This window comes from Burkholderia puraquae (assembly GCF_002099195.1).
Classification (GTDB): Bacteria; Pseudomonadota; Gammaproteobacteria; order Burkholderiales; family Burkholderiaceae; genus Burkholderia; species Burkholderia puraquae.
The window spans coordinates 95,462-113,780 of record NZ_NBYX01000001.1; the positions used below are offsets into that span (position 1 = coordinate 95,462).

General features: G+C 67.3%; 19 protein-coding genes. 18 read left to right on the forward strand and 1 reads right to left on the reverse strand.

Features of this window, described 5'->3' with window-relative positions; all coding sequences use genetic code 11:
• Positions 1-79 precede the first annotated feature (79 nt).
• Positions 80-559: a type 6 secretion system effector deamidase TecA gene (tecA, locus tag B7G54_RS00430; RefSeq protein WP_085037247.1), complete on the forward strand. Its 480-nt coding sequence runs from the start codon at positions 80-82 to the stop codon at positions 557-559.
• Positions 560-873: 314 nt separating this feature from the next.
• A complete protein-coding gene (locus B7G54_RS00435) occupies positions 874-1,767 on the forward strand; it encodes an IclR family transcriptional regulator (protein ID WP_085037248.1) in 894 nt (297 codons plus the stop codon).
• 101 nt (positions 1,768-1,868) lie between these two features.
• On the opposite strand, the gene B7G54_RS00440 is transcribed toward B7G54_RS00435, so the two are convergent.
• Positions 1,869-2,951 carry a porin gene (locus B7G54_RS00440; protein ID WP_085037249.1) on the reverse strand — a complete coding sequence of 361 codons (1,083 nt, stop codon included), beginning with the start codon at positions 2,949-2,951 and terminating at the stop codon, positions 1,869-1,871.
• Positions 2,952-3,395: 444 nt separating this feature from the next.
• Here B7G54_RS00440 and B7G54_RS00445 point away from each other — a divergent pair, with 444 nt between their 5' ends.
• From B7G54_RS00445 to B7G54_RS00520, 16 genes are all read left to right on the forward strand, one after another.
• Positions 3,396-3,713 (forward strand): non-heme iron oxygenase ferredoxin subunit, encoded by a 318-nt coding sequence (locus B7G54_RS00445; protein ID WP_021161517.1) that lies wholly within the window; start codon positions 3,396-3,398, stop codon positions 3,711-3,713.
• A 1-nt stretch (position 3,714) separates the two neighbouring features.
• Complete coding sequence (locus B7G54_RS00450) at positions 3,715-4,026, forward strand: recombinase-like helix-turn-helix domain-containing protein (protein WP_085037250.1); 312 nt, start codon at positions 3,715-3,717, stop codon at positions 4,024-4,026.
• Positions 4,027-4,080: 54 nt separating this feature from the next.
• Positions 4,081-5,151, forward strand: coding sequence for an aromatic ring-hydroxylating dioxygenase subunit alpha (locus B7G54_RS00455; protein ID WP_085037251.1), 1,071 nt, complete (start codon positions 4,081-4,083; stop codon positions 5,149-5,151).
• Positions 5,144-5,914: an SDR family oxidoreductase gene (locus B7G54_RS00460; protein ID WP_085037252.1), complete on the forward strand. Its 771-nt coding sequence runs from the start codon at positions 5,144-5,146 to the stop codon at positions 5,912-5,914. The genes B7G54_RS00455 and B7G54_RS00460 overlap by 8 nt, the downstream gene beginning before the upstream one ends.
• Before the next feature lie 29 nt (positions 5,915-5,943).
• Entirely contained in the window at positions 5,944-6,471 is a 528-nt protein-coding gene (locus B7G54_RS00465) for a cupin domain-containing protein (RefSeq protein ID WP_085037253.1), read from the forward strand.
• Positions 6,472-6,489: 18 nt separating this feature from the next.
• Positions 6,490-7,401: an alpha/beta fold hydrolase gene (locus B7G54_RS00470; protein ID WP_085037254.1), complete on the forward strand. Its 912-nt coding sequence runs from the start codon at positions 6,490-6,492 to the stop codon at positions 7,399-7,401.
• Positions 7,398-8,255 carry an IclR family transcriptional regulator gene (locus B7G54_RS00475; RefSeq protein ID WP_085037255.1) on the forward strand — a complete coding sequence of 286 codons (858 nt, stop codon included), beginning with the start codon at positions 7,398-7,400 and terminating at the stop codon, positions 8,253-8,255. Before B7G54_RS00470 ends, B7G54_RS00475 begins: the two co-directional genes overlap by 4 nt.
• 156 nt (positions 8,256-8,411) lie before the next feature.
• Positions 8,412-9,209, forward strand: coding sequence for an SDR family oxidoreductase (locus B7G54_RS00480; protein WP_085037256.1), 798 nt, complete (start codon positions 8,412-8,414; stop codon positions 9,207-9,209).
• On the forward strand, positions 9,202-10,869 hold the full coding sequence (locus tag B7G54_RS00485; RefSeq protein ID WP_085037257.1) for a thiamine pyrophosphate-binding protein: 1,668 nt from the start codon (positions 9,202-9,204) through the stop codon (positions 10,867-10,869). Before B7G54_RS00480 ends, B7G54_RS00485 begins: the two co-directional genes overlap by 8 nt.
• Complete coding sequence (locus B7G54_RS00490) at positions 10,862-11,689, forward strand: aspartate dehydrogenase (RefSeq protein ID WP_085037258.1); 828 nt, start codon at positions 10,862-10,864, stop codon at positions 11,687-11,689. Before B7G54_RS00485 ends, B7G54_RS00490 begins: the two co-directional genes overlap by 8 nt.
• A gap of 72 nt (positions 11,690-11,761) precedes the next feature.
• Positions 11,762-13,252, forward strand: coding sequence for an aldehyde dehydrogenase (locus tag B7G54_RS00495; protein ID WP_085037259.1), 1,491 nt, complete (start codon positions 11,762-11,764; stop codon positions 13,250-13,252).
• 18 nt (positions 13,253-13,270) lie between these two features.
• Entirely contained in the window at positions 13,271-14,233 is a 963-nt protein-coding gene (locus tag B7G54_RS00500; protein ID WP_085037260.1) for a VOC family protein, read from the forward strand.
• Positions 14,230-15,474 (forward strand): NAD(P)/FAD-dependent oxidoreductase, encoded by a 1,245-nt coding sequence (locus B7G54_RS00505; protein ID WP_085037261.1) that lies wholly within the window; start codon positions 14,230-14,232, stop codon positions 15,472-15,474. Before B7G54_RS00500 ends, B7G54_RS00505 begins: the two co-directional genes overlap by 4 nt.
• Before the next feature lie 30 nt (positions 15,475-15,504).
• Complete coding sequence (locus B7G54_RS00510) at positions 15,505-16,905, forward strand: MFS transporter (protein ID WP_085037262.1); 1,401 nt, start codon at positions 15,505-15,507, stop codon at positions 16,903-16,905.
• A gap of 169 nt (positions 16,906-17,074) precedes the next feature.
• On the forward strand, positions 17,075-17,626 hold the full coding sequence (locus B7G54_RS00515) for a GNAT family N-acetyltransferase (protein ID WP_085037263.1): 552 nt from the start codon (positions 17,075-17,077) through the stop codon (positions 17,624-17,626).
• 135 nt (positions 17,627-17,761) lie between these two features.
• Positions 17,762-18,274 (forward strand): DUF4274 domain-containing protein, encoded by a 513-nt coding sequence (locus B7G54_RS00520; RefSeq protein ID WP_085037916.1) that lies wholly within the window; start codon positions 17,762-17,764, stop codon positions 18,272-18,274.
• The last annotated feature ends 45 nt before the right edge of the window (positions 18,275-18,319 follow it).

Below are 18,319 nucleotides of genomic sequence, written 5' to 3' on the forward strand. Positions count from 1 at the left end.
GACGTGGCCGGATATCGTAATAACATATGAGGTATTGCGTCGGAAGGACGATGACGTCCTTCTTCACAAGGAGCCACCCATGCAACTGTCCCAGCTCGGCGGGCATGTCGCCCAGTCCGGTTTCGCCGAACGGCAGAAGCACGCCCAGGCGCTGATGTTCGGCATGGCCGACATCAACGAATATGTTTCCGGCGGCGTCTGCTATGACGCCGCGGCCTATGTCCGCTACCTGCTGCGCGGTGACGCGATGATCGCGCCCGGTGCGCTGCTCGACACGATCGGCCAGCACTGGAGAACGCGGTTCAACTTCGAGACCGGCGATGAATGGGACGGGCGCGCGAGCATTCCGGCGGGAACCGCGGTCGGCTTCTCGCGGGGCGGCACGGTCTTTCATGCCGCGATCGCCGTCGGCGGCAGCCGGATCCGGGCGATCAACGGGGGCCGTCTGGGCAGCGGATGGATGTACGCGGTCGATCTTGCGCGGGTGCTCGAGCCGGACGCGGCCGGCGGCTTCACGTATGACCGCGCGAACATCCGGGTTCTCCTGTCACGCCTGTAGGCGGCGACGGCCACGCCGGCCGCTATCCTTCTGCCGCTCGCCGCTCGCCGCTCGCCGCTCGCCGCTCGCCGCTCGCCGTCCAAACGCTCGGGCGGCCGGCTTCCCGCCGTCCGGCGATTTCCGCATGGCGTCGCGCTGTCCATCGCTGCTATCCTCTCGACCGTGAATGACTATTCGTGGGGCCGTGGATGCGCATGCTGCGCCGCGGCGATGCACGCGGGTGCGAGCCTGCGTGCGCGCTGAGGTAGCATGGCCGCCTGTCCACGCCGATCCATGACCCGTTTCGTGATTGATTTCCTTCCGTCCATGTCCACATGGCCAAGACAACGATGAGCGGTGCGCCTGAATCCGCTGCGCCCGGCGACGACGAATCGTCCGGCGGCGCGTCGTCCTATCTGGTGCCCGGGCTCGAACGCGGGCTGCGGATCCTCGCCGAATTCTCCGCGCGCGAGCCGGTGCTCGGCGCGCCCGAGTTGTCGAAGCGCATCGGCATTCCGCGCACGACCACGTTCCGCCTGCTGCAGACGCTCGAAGCGCTCGGTTTCCTCGAGCGTGTGAACGGCGACCGCTATTTCCGGCTTGGCGTCGGCGTGCTGCGGCTCGGCTTCGAGTATCTGAATTCGCTCGAACTGACCGATCTCGGCGCCCCTGTACTCGAGCGGCTGCGCGACGCGACCGGCCTGTCGACGCATCTGCTGATCCGCGACCAGCGCGACGTCGTATTCGTCGCGAAGGCGCAGAGCAACGCGTCGATGTTCGGTTCGGTGAAGGTGCACGTCGGCACGCGCCTGCCCGCACATGCGACCGTGCACGGCCACGTATTGATGGGCGACCTGACGCGCGACGCGTTGCGCCAGCTCTATCCGGAAAAAAAGCTCGAGCAGTTCACCGAGCGCACGCCGGGCACCGTCGACGAGCTGTACGAACGCGTGCGCCATTACGCGCGCCTTGGCTACGCGGTCAGCGAGGCGGCGTTCGAGAGCGGCATTTCGGCAGTCACGGCGCCCGTGCGAGATCATTCGGGCTCGATCGTTGCGGCGATCACCGCGACGGTGCCGCGCTCGGAGATCGGCGAGGCCGGCGAGAAGGAACGGCTCGTCGAAGCCGTGTGCGGCGCGGCGGTCGATCTGTCACAGCGGCTGAACTATCGTCCGCTCGAAAGCGACCCGACGTTCGCGCACGCGCGCCACAAGGTCGCGATGTTCTGATCCGTCGAACGAACCGCGTTGCGCGCCTTCGCCAGAAAAAAGAGCAGCCCCGCGGGCTGCTCTTTTCGTTTCCGGCATCGGGCGCATGCGCCCGATGCCGCTCAGAACGAGTGATGAATGCCGGTGAGCACGATCACCTGATTCGCGGTGCTCGACACGCCTGCCGTGAAGAACGCAGCCTTCGCGCCACCCGAGCCGTGCTCGTACAGCACGTTCGCATAAAGCTGCGTGCGCTTCGACAGCGAATAGATGTCGCCGAGCTCGACTTGCGTCCAGCGGCGGCCGGCCAGCGTGGTGGTTGCCGCGCCGCCCGCGATCGTGTTGAACGCGCTGCTGCGGTAGTTCACGCCCGCGTCGTAGCTCTGGAACGTGTCCGAAAAACCGTTCGACTGCATCTTCGTGCGCGTGTACAGCCCATGCACGAGGAAGTCGCCGAACTGGTAGGACGCGCCCGCCCCGATGTTCTCCACCTTGCTCGCGGTATAGCCGTTCGCGGTGTTCTGCCCCTGGAACGACGTGATGCCGGTCGTGCCGATCAGGATCGAGCGGTCATGCTCGTTCGAGTACACGGCCGACGCCTTGAACGGCCCGTTCGCATAGTTCAGCGCGATGCCGACCGACTTGCCGGTCGAGAAGTTCGTCGTGTTGCCGAGCGCCATCGTCGCCGCGGCCGAGAAGCCCGCGAAGGTCGGCGAGCGGTACTTGACCGAGTTGTTGTACGGCACGTTGCCGGTCGCGGCGAGCCCGTCGATGTTGCCCGGGTGGAACGCGTACCAGCTCATCGCGAGGTAGGCCGTGCTGAGCGGATCGAGATAGTCGAACGACAGCGGCGTCTGACGGCCCAGCGTCAGCGTGCCGTAGCGTTCCGAGCCGAGGCCGACGAATGCCGCGCGGTTCCAGATCGTGTTCGCGGTCGCGAACTGGCCATTGTTCGTATAGAAGCCGTTTTCGAGCTGGAAGATCGCCGACAGACCGTTGCCGAGGTCTTCCTTGCCCTTCAGGCCCCACCGATCGGGCTGCGTATTGCCCTGGATCATCGCCCACTTCGCATGGCCGCCGACGTTGTTCACGTACGCGACACCCGCATCCATGCTGCCGTACAGCATCACGCTGCTTTGCGCCCACGCGCCCGACGCGGCGCCCAATCCGATCACTGCTGCTGCTGCTACCGCATGCTTGACCATTTGATCTCCTGAATCTCCAACCTGATGAAAACGTGTCGTGGCGGCACGCGCAGGAACGGCCGGCCGTCGCGCGTTTTCGCCATCGAGTGGGCATTCGTATGTTCCATATAAGGAACAGTGTGCCTCTGATGGAATGGAGTATAGAGGCGTCGAGCGCCGGATCAAAAATAAATTTTTCGGGACGGATGGGTTTTCGACCGATGCCCGGCATCGGTGCGAGATGTCTCTAAAAAGCCGCTAAATCCCTGCCATACAACAAAAAATTACATTCGATAAGGCAGCCGAAGGCGATCGTCGACCCATCGGTCAGTGTTTTCCCTAGGACATGCAGCTTTTTGTTTTACTCGTGAAAAGTCACTCCTATAATCACCATCCATAAACTGCTGTTCCGGGTATGGAACAAATCGGAACAAACCGAGAGTCGATCAGAAGGAAGGGTGTGAGATGTCTGAACAATGGGTTTGCGCCGGGCACGCCGGCGCGCTGTCGGAAGACACGCCGATCGAGTTCAAGCGGACCGACGGCGTCGAAATCGGGATCTACCGCGTCGGCGACGACGTGTATGCGCTCGAGAACGTGTGCCCGCATGCGTACGCGCTGCTGACGCAGGGGTTCGTCGACGAAGGCACGGTCGAATGCCCGCTGCACGAGGCCGTGTTCGACATCAGGACGGGCGAATGCCTGAAGGGTCCGGGCGGGCGCGCACTGAAGCAGTACGCGGTGCGTCTGGCGGGCGAGGAAATCCAGATCAAGGTGGAATGACATGAAAGAAGCGACCGTCAACTTCAATCCCTTCCTGAAGCCGTGGGTGGCGCCGCAGCCGAACAACGTCGCGGGCAAGGGGCAGATCGAGATCCCCGGCCAGGTCGAGAACCAGGTCTGGCAGAACCGCAAGGCCGCACCGACCCAGTACGAGAACGACCTCGGCGATGCGCTCGAACGCGTGTTCGAAGCCGGCGCGACCGAGCTGGACGATGTCGTCGCGGGCTTGAACCGGATCGGTTTCCGCGCGCCGGACGGCACGGCGTGGACACCCGAGCGCTTCCGCGCCGAAATGGCCTCGCTGGCGGAATGAGCGCGCGAGCCGCGTGACCGCCGACCCGACGACAACCGCATCCGGAGCACACTGATGACGTCCCCCGTACAACACGCAGTCCAACACGACCCGGTCCGTGACTATCTCGACCGCGGCATCAAGAACTACTGGTATCCCGTCGCGCCGAGCTGGCAGGTGTCGAACGCACCGGTCGGCCTCACGCGGCTGTCCGAGCAGATCGTGCTGTGGCGCGATCACGACGGCAAGGTTCACGCGCTCGAGGATCGCTGCCCGCACCGCGGCGCGCGCCTGTCGCTCGGCTGGAACCTCGGCGGCAACATCGCGTGCTGGTATCACGGCATCGAAGTCGACGGCGGCGGCACGGTCAACCGCGTGCCGGCGGTGTCGAACTGTCCGCTCGAAGGCACGAAGTGCGTGAAGTCGTATCCGGTCGAGGAGAAGGCCGGCGCGATCTTCCTGTGGTTCGGCGACGCAGCGCACGGCGAGCCGGCGCCGCTGAACCTGCCCGAGGAACTGGTCGCCGACGAGTACGGCCACTTCCTGTGCGTATCGAACTGGAAGTGCAATTACCAGTACGCGATCGACAACGTGATGGACCCGATGCACGGCGCGTACCTGCATGCGACGTCGCACTCGATGGCCGAAGGCGACAAGCAGGCCGACATGCGCGTGCGCAAGACGGAAACGGGCCTGATGTTCGAGAAGATCGGCCAGCGCGACGTGAACTTCGACTGGGTCGAGCTTGGCGAAACGGGTTGCCTGTGGATGCGCCTTGCGATTCCGTACAAGCAGAAGTTCGGCCCGGGCGGCAACTTCGGGATCATCGGCTTCGCGACGCCGGTCGACGGCGACAACTGCCAGGTCTACTTCTGGCGCACCCGCAAGGTCAGCGGCTGGCAGCGCGACGTGTGGCGCTTCATGTACCGCAACCGCCTCGAGGGCCTGCACTGGGATGTGCTCGAGCAGGACCGCTACGTCCTCGAAAGCCTCGCGCCGCACGCGCGCGATCACGAATACCTGTACCAGCACGACGTCGGCATCACGCGCGTGCGCCGGATGCTGCGCCAGCGTGCGCAGGAGCATCTTTCCGCGCTCGACACGCATCGCGCGGCGCAGGCCGCAGCGGAGCCCGCGAATGGCTGAGCGCACTCCGGTCGTGTCGCTCCCGGGGCGCCGCGTGCTCGTCACGGGCGGCGCGCGCGGGCTCGGCGCGGCGTTCGTGAAGGCGCTCGTCGACGCGGGCGCGCAGGTCGCGTTCGGCGACGTGCTGGCCGACGAAGGCCGCGCACTTGCCGCGCAGCTCACGCAAGCCGGCCACGTCGCGCATTTCTTCGCGCTCGATCTCGCCGATCCGGCGAGCGTCGCGGCGTTCGTCGCGCAGGGCGCGGCAGCGCTCGGCGGCATCGATGCGCTGATCAACAACGCGGCGATCACGAACTCGGGCGGAAAGCTGTCGACGGAGCTCGACGTGTTGACCTGGGACGCCGTGATGAACGTGAACGTGCGCGGCGTGTGGCTCGTCAGCAATGCAGCGCTGCCGTACCTCGCGCAGTCGGGTCGCGGCGCGATCGTGAACCTCGCGTCGGACACCGCGCTGTGGGGCGCGCCGAAGCTGCTCGCGTACGTCGCGAGCAAGGGCGCGGTGATCGCGATGACGCATGCGCAGGCGCGCGAATTCGGCGCGCACGGCGTGACGGTCAACGCGATCGCACCGGGGCTCACCGAAGTCGAGGCGACGGCCTACGTGCCGGCCGAGCGCCACGCGTTCTACATGCAGGGCCGCGCGCTGACGCGTGCCCAGGTGCCCGACGACGTAACGGGCCCCGTGCTGTTCCTGCTGTCGGACGGCGCGCGCTTCGTGACGGGTCAACTGCTGCCGGTGAACGGCGGCTTCGTAATGAATTGAAGTTTTCACACCGAATGAAGGAGAGGACGATGGCGGACGCCGATCTCGAACGCAAGTCGTGGGACCAGCCGGAAGGCGCAAGCTTCAACGACTGGATGGAAGGGCGCGTGGCGCGCTATGCGACACGTCGCTACGACTGGGACGCGCTGAAGTTCCAGGCCGACTACGACCCGAAGTACCGCCGTGCGCAGATGCGTTACGTCGGCACGGGCGGCACGGGCGTCGCGAAGGACGTCAACACGGTGCCGGCCGGTGGCTTCACGTTCTCGACGATGGTCATCCCGGCCGGCAATATCGGCCCGAGCCACATCCATATGGATGTCGAAGAAATCTTCTTCGTGCTGCGCGGCAAGATGAAGGTGATCTGCGAGCGCGACGGCGAGACGTGGGAAGCGGTCCTCGGCGAGCGCGACCTGATCTCGGTGCCGCCGGGCGTGTATCGCACGGAAATCAACATCGGCGAGGAAGACGCGCTGATGTGCGTGATGCTCGGTTCGCCGAAGCCGATCACGCCGACGTATCCGCCCGATTCGCCGCTCGCGAAGATCAAGCGTTGAGACGGAGCAGGTGAAGCAATGAGTGTCATCGACAAACGTGAACGCGACCGCACCGCGGCGTTCGCCGCGCTGCTCGGGCAGTTTCCCGAGCAGCGTTGCGCGGCCGGCGCGGCGGGCACGATCGGCTACCGCGAGGCTGGCGCAGGCGAGGCCGGCGCGCAGCGTGCGGGCCGTGCGCTGCCCGTCGTGCTGCTGCACGGCATCGGCTCGGGCGCCGCATCTTGGGTCCGCCAACTCGACACGCTTGGCGCGTCGCGCCGCGTGCTCGCGTGGGACGCGCCCGGTTACGGCGTGTCGACGCCCGTGCACGGCGCGTCGCCGGCCGCCGCCGATTACGCGGCATCGCTGAACGCGTGGCTCGAGGCGCTCGGCATCGAACGCTGCGTGCTGGTCGGGCATTCGCTCGGCGCGATCATCGCGGGCGGCCTCGCCCGCGTGATGCCCGCGCGGATCGCCGGACTGCTGCTGGTGTCGCCTGCGGGCGGCTACGGCAGCGCACCGGCCGACACGCGCGAATCGCGCCGCGACGCGCGGCTCGCGATGCTCGCGGAACTCGGTCCGGCCGGGCTCGCCGAGCAGCGCAGCGGCAACATGCTGTCCGGTTTCGCGAACGAGGATGCGCGTGCATGGGTGCGCTGGAACATGGCGCGCATCGTGCCGGCCGGCTATGCACAAGCCACGCATCTGCTCGCGAACGCCGATCTCGCGGCCGATCTCGCCGGTTTTCGCGGCCGCACGGCCGTGGCCGTCGGCGCGAACGACGCGATCACGCCGCCCGCCGCGTGCGAACGGATCGCCGCGGCCGCGCACGTCGGGCTGCAGGTGATTCCGCAAGCCGGTCATGCCGGCTATGTCGAGGCACCGGCCGTTTATTCCGCACTGATCGACACGTTCTGCCGTCAGTGCGACCAACAGCGGGGGCTGGCATGAGCGAACCGCTGAAAAATCACGAATCCGAACACGCGAGATCCGAAGCCAGCTACGTGGTGCCCGGCCTCGAACGCGGGCTGCGGATTCTCGCGGAATTCTCGCCGCGCGAGCCCGTGCTCGGTGCGCCCGAGCTGTCGAAGCGGCTCGGCATTCCGCGCACGACGGTGTTCCGCCTGCTGCAGACGCTCGAATCGCTCGGCTTCCTCGAGCGCGCGGACAAGGATCGCAACTACAAGCTCGGCATCGCCGTGCTGCGGCTCGGCTTCGAATACCTGAGCTCGCTGGAGCTGACCGATCTCGGCCTGCCCGTGATCGAGAGCCTGCGCGATGCGACCGGCTTCACGACGCACATCGTGATTCGCGACAGCCGCGACGTGGTGTTCGTCGCGAAGGCGCAGAGCCAGGCGCCGGTGTTCAGCTCGATCCGCGTGAACGTCGGCACGCGCTTGCCCGCGCATGCGACGACGCACGGCCACGTGCTGATGGGCGACCTGTCGTTGAAGGAGCTGCAGGCGCTGTATCCGGAAGGCGCGCTGAACCGGATGACGAACGCGACGCCGGCAACGGTCGACGCGCTGTACGAAGTGATCCGCGAAGATGCGCTGCGCGGCTACGGCGTCAGCAACTCGTCGTTCGAGCGCGGCATCTCGGTGGTCACGGCGCCGGTGCGCAACGAGACGCAGAAGATCGTCGCGTGCATCACGGTGACGGTGCCGCGGCCGGAAATCGACGCGGCGCTGATCGCGGACGGTCTGATCGACAAGGTGCAGCGCGCGGCGGCGGAATTGTCGCGGCGGCTCAATTACCGCTCGGATGACGAGCACACGTTTCTCAAGGCTTTAGGATTGAAATGAGACCCCCACGCATGCTACGCACGCTGCCCCCCGAGGGGGCGGTCAATCCTCTTGGGGCGGCCCGGCGATTAACGAAGTGCCCCGACGTTCGCTTTGCTCACTGCCCCCCGGGGGGGCTGTCGGCCCTCTTGGGGCGGCCCGGCGAGGACCGACGACATGATTGAGATCGATCTGGCCGGGCAGGTGGCGGTGGTGACGGGCGGTTCGTCCGGCATCGGGCTCGCGACCGCCGAACGGTTCCTGCAGGCAGGCGCGTCGGTCGCGATTTGCGGCCGCGACGGCGGCCGTCTCGCACGTGCCGAAGCGATGCTCGTTGAAAAATACCCGGGCGCGCGACTGCTCGCCGCACGTTGCGACGTGCTCGACGAAGCCGATGTGGCTGCGTTCGCACAAGCGGTATCGACACGCTTCGGCCGCGCCGACATGCTGGTCAACAACGCCGGCCAGGGCCGCGTGTCGACCTTCGCCGACACGGCCGACGACGCATGGCGCGAAGAACTCGAACTGAAGTACTTCAGCATCATCCGCCCGACACGCGCGTTCCTGCCGTTGCTGCGCGACGCGCAGGCGCCGACGATCACCTGCGTGAACTCGCTGCTCGCGCTGCAGCCGGAGCCGCACATGGTCGCGACGTCGTCGGCGCGCGCGGGCGTGCTGAGCCTCGTGAAGTCGCTCGCGACCGAACTCGCGCCGCAGCGCATCCGCGTGAACTCGATCCTGATCGGCATCGTCGAGTCGGGCCAGTGGCGCCGCCGCTACGAAGCGCAGGCGCAGGCCGGCGAAAGCTGGGAGGACTGGACGGGCGCGCTCGCCCGCACGAAGAACATTCCGCTGAACCGCTTCGGCAAGCCTGACGAGGCCGCCTGGGCACTCTTTTATCTCGCAACGCATCTGTCGTCCTACACGACGGGCAGCCATATCGACGTTTCTGGAGGCTTTGCACGCCATGTCTGAAAAAACCACGGTTGGCGAGCTGATTGCCGCCTTTCTCGAGCAGTGCGGCGTGAAGACCGCATTCGGTGTCATCTCGATCCACAACATGCCGATCCTCGACGCGATCAACTCGCGCGGCAACATCCGGTATGTCGGCGCGCGCGGCGAGGCCGGCGCGTTGAACATGGCCGACGGCCTGGCCCGCGTGTCGGGCGGCCTCGGCGTCGCCTTCACGAGCACGGGCACGGCGGCCGGCAACGCGGCCGGCGCGATGGTCGAGGCGCTGACGGCCGGCACTGCGCTGCTGCACGTCACGGGGCAGATCGAGACGCCGTACCTCGACCAGGATCTCGCGTACATCCACGAAGCGCCGGACCAGTTGTCGATGCTGGACTCGATTTCGAAGGCCGCATTCCGCGTGCGTACCGTCGAAACCGTGTTGCCGACGATCCGCGAAGCCGTGCGCATCGCGCAAACAGCGCCGACGGGCCCCGTGTCGGTCGAAATTCCGATCGACATCCAGGCCGCCGAAATCGAATGGCCGGAAGATCTCGCTCCGGCACACGTTGCGGTGCGCGAGCACGACGCCGCACGCGTCGCGAAGCTCGCCGATGCACTGGCGGCCAAGCGCCGCCCGCTGCTGTGGCTCGGCGGCGGCGCGCGCCACGCACGCGAGGAAGTCGAACGCCTCGTGAAGCTCGGCTTCGGCGTCGTGACGAGCGTGCAGGGCCGCGGCGTGCTGCCCGAGGATCACCCGGCGACGCTCGGCGCGTTCAACGTGCACGCGTCCGTCGAAGCGTTCTACAAGACCTGCGACGCGCTCGTCGTCGTCGGCTCGCGCCTGCGCGGCAACGAAACGCTGAAGTACAAGCTCGCGCTGCCGCAGCCGCTGTTCCGCGTCGATGCCGACGCGCTCGCCGACAACCGCGGCTATCGCAACGAGCTGTTCGTGCATGGCGATTCGAAGCGCGTGCTGGCCGAGCTGGCCGACCAGCTCGAAGGCCGCCTGTCGGTCGACCCGCAGTTCGCGGCCGATCTCGCGGCAGCCCGCGAGCAGGCGGTGGCCGACGTGTCGAAGGGCCTCGGGCCGTACAAGCAGCTCGTCGACACGCTGCAGGGCGCCATCGGCCGCGACTACAACTGGGTGCGCGACGTGACGATCTCGAATAGTACGTGGGGCAACCGCCTGCTGAAGATCTTCGAGCCGCGCTCGGGCGTGCATGCGCTCGGCGGCGGCATCGGCCAGGGCATCCAGATGGGCATCGGCGCGGCGCTGGCCGGCTCGGCCGCGAAGACGGTCTGCCTGGTCGGCGACGGTGGCCTGATGGTCAACGTCGGCGAGCTCGTGACGGCCGTGCAGGAAAACGCGAACGTGATGATCGTGCTGATGAACGACCAGTGCTATGGCGTGATCCGCAACATCCAGGACGCGCAGTACGGCGGCCGCCGCTGCTTCGTGCAGCTGCACCAGCCCGATTTCGCGCAGTTCTGCGCGAGCTTCGGCCTCACGCACTACCGAATCACGTCGCTCGACCAGGCCGAAGCGATCGTGCGCGAAGGGATCGCGAAGGAAGGCCCGGTGATGGTCGAGGTCGACATGCTGTCGGTCGGCTCGTTCGCATCGAACTTCGCGGGCCCGCCGGTGAAGAAGGAAGAGCCGTCGGAGCGGCAATATGCGTAACGGACACGCACGCGGGCACGCACCCGTCGACGTCGCGATGATCGGCTTCGGTGCGATCGGCGCGGCCGTGTACCACGCGGTCGAGCACGATGCGTCGCTGCGTGTCGCGCACGTGATCGTGCCGGAACACCAGCGCGCGGCGGTGCAGGGCGTGCTGGGCGGCGCGGTGGAGGTCGTGTCGTCGGTCGACGCACTGGCCCGCCGCCCCGAATTCGCGCTCGAATGCGCGGGCCACAGCGCGCTCGTCGATCACGTCGTGCCGCTGCTGAGGGCCGGCACCGATTGCGCGGTCGCGTCGATCGGCGCGCTGTCCGATCTCGCGCTGCTCGACGTGCTGGCACAGGCGGCCGACGAAGGCAACGCGACGGTGACGCTGCTGTCCGGCGCGATCGGCGGGATCGATGCGCTGGCATCCGCGAAGCAGGGCGGCCTCGACGAAGTGCTGTACGTGGGCCGCAAGCCGCCGCTCGGCTGGCTCGGCACGCCCGCCGAGGCATTGTGCGACCTGCGCGCGATGACCGAGGAAAAGGTGATCTTCGAAGGCAGCGCGCGCGATGCCGCGCGCCTGTATCCGAAGAACGCGAACGTCGCGGCAACCGTCGCGCTTGCGGGCCTCGGACTCGATGCGACGCACGTGCGCCTGATCGCCGATCCGGCCGTCGCGCGCAACGTGCACCGCATCACGGCGCGCGGCGCATTCGGCGAGATGTCGCTGGAAATGAGCGGCAAGCCGCTGCCCGACAACCCGAAGACGTCCGCGCTGACGGCGTACAGCGCGATCCGCGCGCTGCGCAACCGCGCGGCCCGCTGCGTGATCTGACCGGGCCATTGAATGTCCGCCCGCGCCACGGCGAGGGCGGACGTGCAGAGACAGATTTGTGGGACTTGTGACATGACTCCTTTCGATACGAGCCTCGTACCCGACGGCAACATCCTGATCGGCGGCGAATGGCGGCGCGGCCGTGGCGCGCCTTACGCGAGCATCTATCCGGCCGACCAGTCGCTGAACATGGAAGTGTCGACCGCGAGCGCGGAAGACGCGGCCGACGCCGTCGAGGCTGCCGACGCCGCCTGGCGCCGCGCCGACTGGGCCGGGCTGAAGCCGCATCTGCGCGCGCAGGTGCTGTACCGCATCGCCGATCTGATCATGCAGCGCCACGAGGCGCTCGCGAACCTGCAGCGCCGCGACAACGGCAAGCCGATCGGCGAGACGCGCGTGCTGGTGGCGAGCGCCGCGAATACGTTCCGCTATTTCGCGGCGTGCCTCGAAACGCTCGACGAGGAACTGACGCCGTCGCGCGGCGACTACCTGACGATGAGCGTGTACGAGCCGATCGGCGTGATCGCGGCGATCACGCCGTGGAATTCGCCGATCGCGTCGGATGCGCAGAAGCTCGCGCCGGCGCTGGCCGGCGGCAACGCGGTGGTGCTGAAGCCGGCCGAAGTCACGCCGCTCGTGTCGCTCGCGCTGGCGCGCATCTGCGAGGAAGCCGGCGTGCCGAGGGGCGTGCTGAGTGTGCTGCCGGGCAAGGGCTCCGTGATCGGCGACGTGCTCGTGCGTCATCCGCTCGTGAAGAAGGTGTCGTTCACTGGCGGCACCGAAGTGGGCCGCGGCATCGCGCGCATCGCGGCCGAGAAGCTGATGCCTGTGTCGCTCGAACTCGGCGGCAAGTCGCCGACGATCGTCTGCGACGACGCCGATCTCGATCACGCGGTCAACGGCGTGCTGTACGGCATCTTCAGTTCGTCGGGCGAAGCGTGCATCGCAGGTTCGCGGCTGTTCGTGCAGCGCGCGGTGTACGACGAATTCATGAAACGCCTGGTGGCCGGCGCCCGCAAGCTGCGCGTGGGCGACCCGACGCGGCCCGACACGCAGATGGGGCCGCTGATCACCGCGAAGCACCGCGAATCGGTGGAGCGCTACGTCGCGCTCGGTCTCGAGGAAGGCGGCCGCCTGCTGTGCGGCGGCGAGCGACCGTCGGGCGACGGGCGCGAGAACGGCTTCTTCTATCAGCCGACGATTCTCGAAGGCTTGCCGAATAGCGCGCGCATCTGCCAGGAAGAAATTTTCGGCCCGGTGCTCGTCGCGATGCCGTTCGACGACGAAGCGTCGCTGATCGCGCAGGCGAACGACAGCGTGTTCGGCCTGGCGGCCGGCATCTGGACGCGCGACTACAAGCGCGCCTGGCGCATCGCGCGAGCGCTGGAGACGGGCACCGTCTGGATCAACACGTACAAGCTGTTCTCGATCTCCACGCCGTTCTCGGGCTGGAAGGAGAGCGGGATGGGGCGCGAGAAGGGGCGTCTCGGCATCCGCGAGTACATGCAGCAGAAGAGCCTCTACTGGGGCTTGAACGACGCGCCGCTGCCGTGGGCGAACTGAGCGAAGGGGAATGACGCAATGAGCATCTTGGGAATCGAGCAGATCACGTACGGTGTCGACGACCTCGCGACCTGCCGGCGCTTTTTCGCCGACTGGGGGATGAAGGAAGTCGCGCACGACGACACGCGCGCGCGCTTCGAGACGTTGAACGGCTGCACCGTGCTGGCCGTCAAGGCCGACGATCCGGCGCTGCCGCCCGCATTCGAGGCGGGCCCGACTCTGCGTGAAGTCACGTGGGGCGTCGCGACGCAGCAGGAGCTCGACGCGCTGCGCACGAAGCTCGCCGGCCAGCCCGGCTACTACGCACAGGACGATGCGGTCGGCTGCATCGACCCGAACGGGATGGCGATCCGTGTCGAAGTCACGCGCAAGCGCGAACTCGACATCACGGGCTCGCCGTCGAACGTGTGGGGCCGGACGCTGCGCGTCGACCAGCCGAGCCCGATCTATGCGCGTGCGGAGCCGGTCGAGGTCGGGCATGTCGTGTTCTTCACGAACTGCCTCGACGCGCAGGAAAAGTTCTATCACGCGCTGCTGGGCTTCGAGACGTCCGACCGTTATCCGGGCCGCGGCGCGTTCATGCGCTGCGCGCCGCACGGCGGCCACCACGACCTGTTCCTGCTCGCGCTGCCGAACGGCAAACGCGGCCTGAACCACGTCGCGTTCACCGTGCGCGACATCCACGAGGTGTTCGGCGGCGGCATGCACATCGACCGCTGCGGCTGGGAAACGCAACTCGGCCCGGGCCGGCACCCGGTGTCGTCCGCGTACTTCTGGTACTTCCAGAACCCGGCCGGCGGCCTGATCGAGTACTACGCGGACGAAGACATGCTGACGCCCGAGTGGCAGCCGCGCGAATTCGAGCCGGGCCCGACCGTGTTCGCCGAGTGGGCCGTCGACGGCGGCCTCGACGGCAACACGCGCCGGCAGAAGAACGCGAAGGCGCCGGAAGGCAAGTTCATGACGGAGCGCAAATCGTGAGCGAAGGGAACACACAGGAGCAGGCAGCGCCCGGCACGGTCGTCGTGATCGGCGGCGGCCAGGCCGCCGGCTGGGTGCTGAAGACGCTGCGCGCGGAAGGCTTTGCGGGCCGTCTCGTGATGATCGCCGACGAACCGCATCTGCCGTACGAGCGCCCGCCGCTGTCGAAGGCCGTGCTGGCCGGCGATGCCGACATCGAAACCGTGCGCGTCGTGCGTCCCGACGAATTCGACGCGCTGAACGTCGAAGCATGGCAGCCGGAACGCGCCGCATCGATCGACCGTGCGCGCCGCGTCGTGACAACCGAAAGCGGCCGCGAGATCGAATACGACCGCCTCGTGATCGCGACCGGCGGCACGTCGCGCCGCCTGCCGGACGCGCTCGTGAAGACACCGAACCTGCATTACCTGCGCACGCTCGACGAAGCAGCCGCGCTCGGCGAGAAGCTGCGCGCGAGCCAGCGCGTGCTCGTGATCGGCGGCGGCTGGATTGGCCTCGAAGTCGCGGCGACCGCGCGCAAGCTCGGCGTCGAAGCGGTCGTGGTCGAAGGCGCGCCGCGGTTGTGCGGCCGCTCGGTGCCGCAGATCGTGTCGGATTTCCTGCTCGACCTGCATCGCGCGAACGGCGTCGACGTGCGCCTCGGCGCGGCGCTCGCGTCGCTCGACGCGCAGCCGGACGACGCGTCGAAGGTACGCGCCACGCTCGCCGACGGCACGACGATCGACGCCGATTTCGCGGTGGCCGGCATCGGCCTCGCGCTGAATGCGTCGCTCGCGAGCGATGCGGGGCTGGCCATCGACGACGGCATCGTCGTCGACGAATACGGCGCGACGAGCGACCCGGCGATCTTCGCGTGCGGCGACGTCGCGAACCATCACAACGGCTGGCTGAAGCGGCGCGTGCGGCTCGAATCGTGGGCCAATGCGCAGAACCAGGCGATTGCGGCCGCGAAAGCCGTGCTCGGCATGCGCGTGCCGTACGCGGAGATTCCGTGGTTCTGGTCCGATCAGTACGACGTGAACCTGCAGATCCTCGGCGATCTGCCGGCCGATGCGCAGCTCGTCGTGCGCGGCGAGCTTGCCGCGCGACGCGCGACGCTGTTTTTCGTGGGCGAAGGGCATGTGAGAGGTGTCATCGCCGTCAACAACGCGCGTGAGCTGAAGCTCGCGCGCAAGTGGATGAACCAGGGCCGGGCAGTGGATACGGAAGTCCTGGCAGACACGAGCAAGACACTGGCCTGACCGGGCGACGAGACACAGGAGACACCCCGCATGAGCACTTTCGACAACGTCGTGGCCGGTCGCGCCACGATGGAAGCTGCCGCTTCCACGCCCGGCGCGATCATCGCGCGGCTCGAGCGGCTTCCGGCCAACGCGATGCAGATCCGCGCGCGCGTGCTGATCGGCACCGCGACGTTCTTCGACGGCTTCGACGTGATCACGATCGCGGCGACGCTGCCGCTGCTGATTCACAAATGGGGGCTGTCGCCGACGCAGATCGGCCTGCTGATCGCATCCGGCGCGATCGGCCAGCTGATCGGCGCCTTCCTGTTTCCCGCGCTGGCGGAGAAGCACGGCCGCGTGAAGGCGATCGCGTGGAGCTCGGCCGTGATCGGCATCACGAGCATCGCGTGCGGCTTCGCGCCGACGTTCGAGATCTTCGTACTGCTGCGGATCCTGCAGGGGCTCGGCCTGGGTGGCGAGCTGCCGGTTGCTGCGACGTACATCAACGAAATCACGCGCGCACATGGCCGCGGCCGCTTCGTGCTGCTGTACGAGATCGTGTTCCCGATCGGCCTGCTCGTGTCGATGGCGCTCGGCGCGTGGCTCGTGCCGCGCTTCGGCTGGGAGATCATGTACTTCGTCGGCGGGCTGCCGCTGATCCTGTCGCTCGTGCTGACGCGCCTCGTGCCGGAGTCGCCGCGCTGGCTCGCATCGCGCGGGCGGCTCCCGGAAGCCGGGCGTGCGGTCGGCGTGTTCGAGGCGTCGGTGCGCGGCGAACTGCCGCCGGTCACGCAGGTGGCCGCGTTCGACGAGATGGTGCGCCAGCACCCGAAGCGCCGGATGAGCGACCTGTTCAGCGCCGCGTATCGCAAGCGCACACTCGCGGTGGCGACGCTGTGGGCGACCTGCGGGTTCATCCAGTACGGGCTGTCGACGTGGCTGCCGACGATCTACAAGAACTTCTATCACGCGCCGCTGCAACTCGCGCTGAACCTCGCGGTGATCGGCTCGGTGATGGGCGTGCTCGGGTCGCTGGCCTCCGCGCTGCTCGTCGACAAGCTCGGCCGCAAGCCGGTGATCGTGTGGTCGTTCGTGCTGTGCGCGCTGTCGCTGGCGCTTGCGGGCGTCTATCACGCTTCTTCGGTGTATGTCGTCGCGATCTTCTGCTCGCTGTCGCTGGGGCTGATGGCATCGGGCTTCATCACGGCGTACGTCTATACGCCGGAACAGTATCCGACGAGCATCCGCGCGTCCGGCTGCGGGCTCGGCAGCGCATGGCTGAAGATCGCATCGTTCGCCGCGCCGATGATCGTGCCGCACGCGATCATCGGCGGCAACCTCGCGCCGGCGTTCTACCTGATCGGTATCGTGCCGCTGATCGCAGCAGTGACCGTGCACTTCGTCGGAATCGAGACGAAGGGGAAGGTGCTGGAGGCGCTTGAAGCGTAAGCGCGGGCGGCGGTAACGGATGAAGTGAAGAGGCCCGGGCGATGTCTGGGCCTTTTTGTTTTGCGGCGCCCCGGTTGCCGCGGTGGGGCGCGGCGTGCGAGTGCACGAAATGGCCGACTTGCGGCTTGCGTGTTCTAATTCACGATTCCGTTTTCGACCGACTGTCGCCATGCCCTTGTTCGAACCCGTCACGCTGGATACGTCCCGCCTCGTTCTGCGGCCGCTGCGCGAAGCCGACACGCACGCCTTCTTCGAGATCTGGTCGGATGCGGAAGCGATGCGCTATTTCTCGTTCTCGCCGATGACACATATCGAACAGGCGATCGAGCGCGTCGCGCGCAACCTGAAGACGTCCGCGAGCGGGCAGGACCTGGTCTGCGTGCTCGAACGGCGGGAAACCGGCGAGGCGCTCGGCGAATGCGTGCTGTTCCATGCGAACGAGCAATGCCGGCGCGCCGAGATCGGCTTCAGCCTGCGGCGCCAGTACTGGCGCGGCGGGTACATGCGCGAAGCGGCTTCGGCCGTGATCGATCACGCGTTCGGCACGCTGCGGCTGAACCGGATCGAAGCCGATATCGACCCGCGCAACGTCGCGTCGGCGCGGCTGCTCGAACGGCTCGGCTTCGCGCGGGAAGGGGTGCTGCGCGAGCGCTGGATCGTCGGCGACGAAGTGTCGGACAGCGCGCTGTACGGGCTGCTCGCGAGCGACCGGCGCGCGTGACGCGGCCGTCGTTGGATGACTTCGCGGCAGCAGCGATCGCGGCCGCATCCACTTCGACGAGCACAACCGGGCGGAACAACGATCGCCGGTCATTCGACGCTTTTCCGCCATTCACCCTTCCACGTGGGCGCCATCATGAGTGATTCCGACATCGAACAAAAGGCGTGGGATATCGTCCGCACCTGGCTCGAGGGCGCAACGCCCGAGCAATGGCACCGGTTCGCCGCGCGCTCCAATTACGACGGCAACGGGCGCGCGCTGCGCTGGCTGCTCGACAACCGCAACATCGATCGCGCCACCGCGCTGCTGATCTACTGGAATCTCGGCGCCGCGTGGTTCGTGCAGTACGCGAACGAAAGCGACCTGGGTGACGGGTCGTATCAACGGGACACGTTCCGGCTGTTGCGCGAAATCGAGCAGCGTTATGCCGACGGCTATTACGCCGATCACGGGATCTGGTTCGATCCGCATGACTTCGAAGGTGCGGGCCCGAACGACTACCCGGACGTACCGGTCGCGCGGCCGGTGCCGGCGCTGATGCTGCAGCCGACGAACGGCCGCGAGTATGTCGATCTCGACGATGCGCAAGGGTACGACGAAGGCTTGCCGTTCGATGTGGCCGAGCGGCTTTACGCGCTTTACGACTGACCGGGCAGCGGTCACCTGTCGGCGCCGCATAAAAAAATGGCGCCG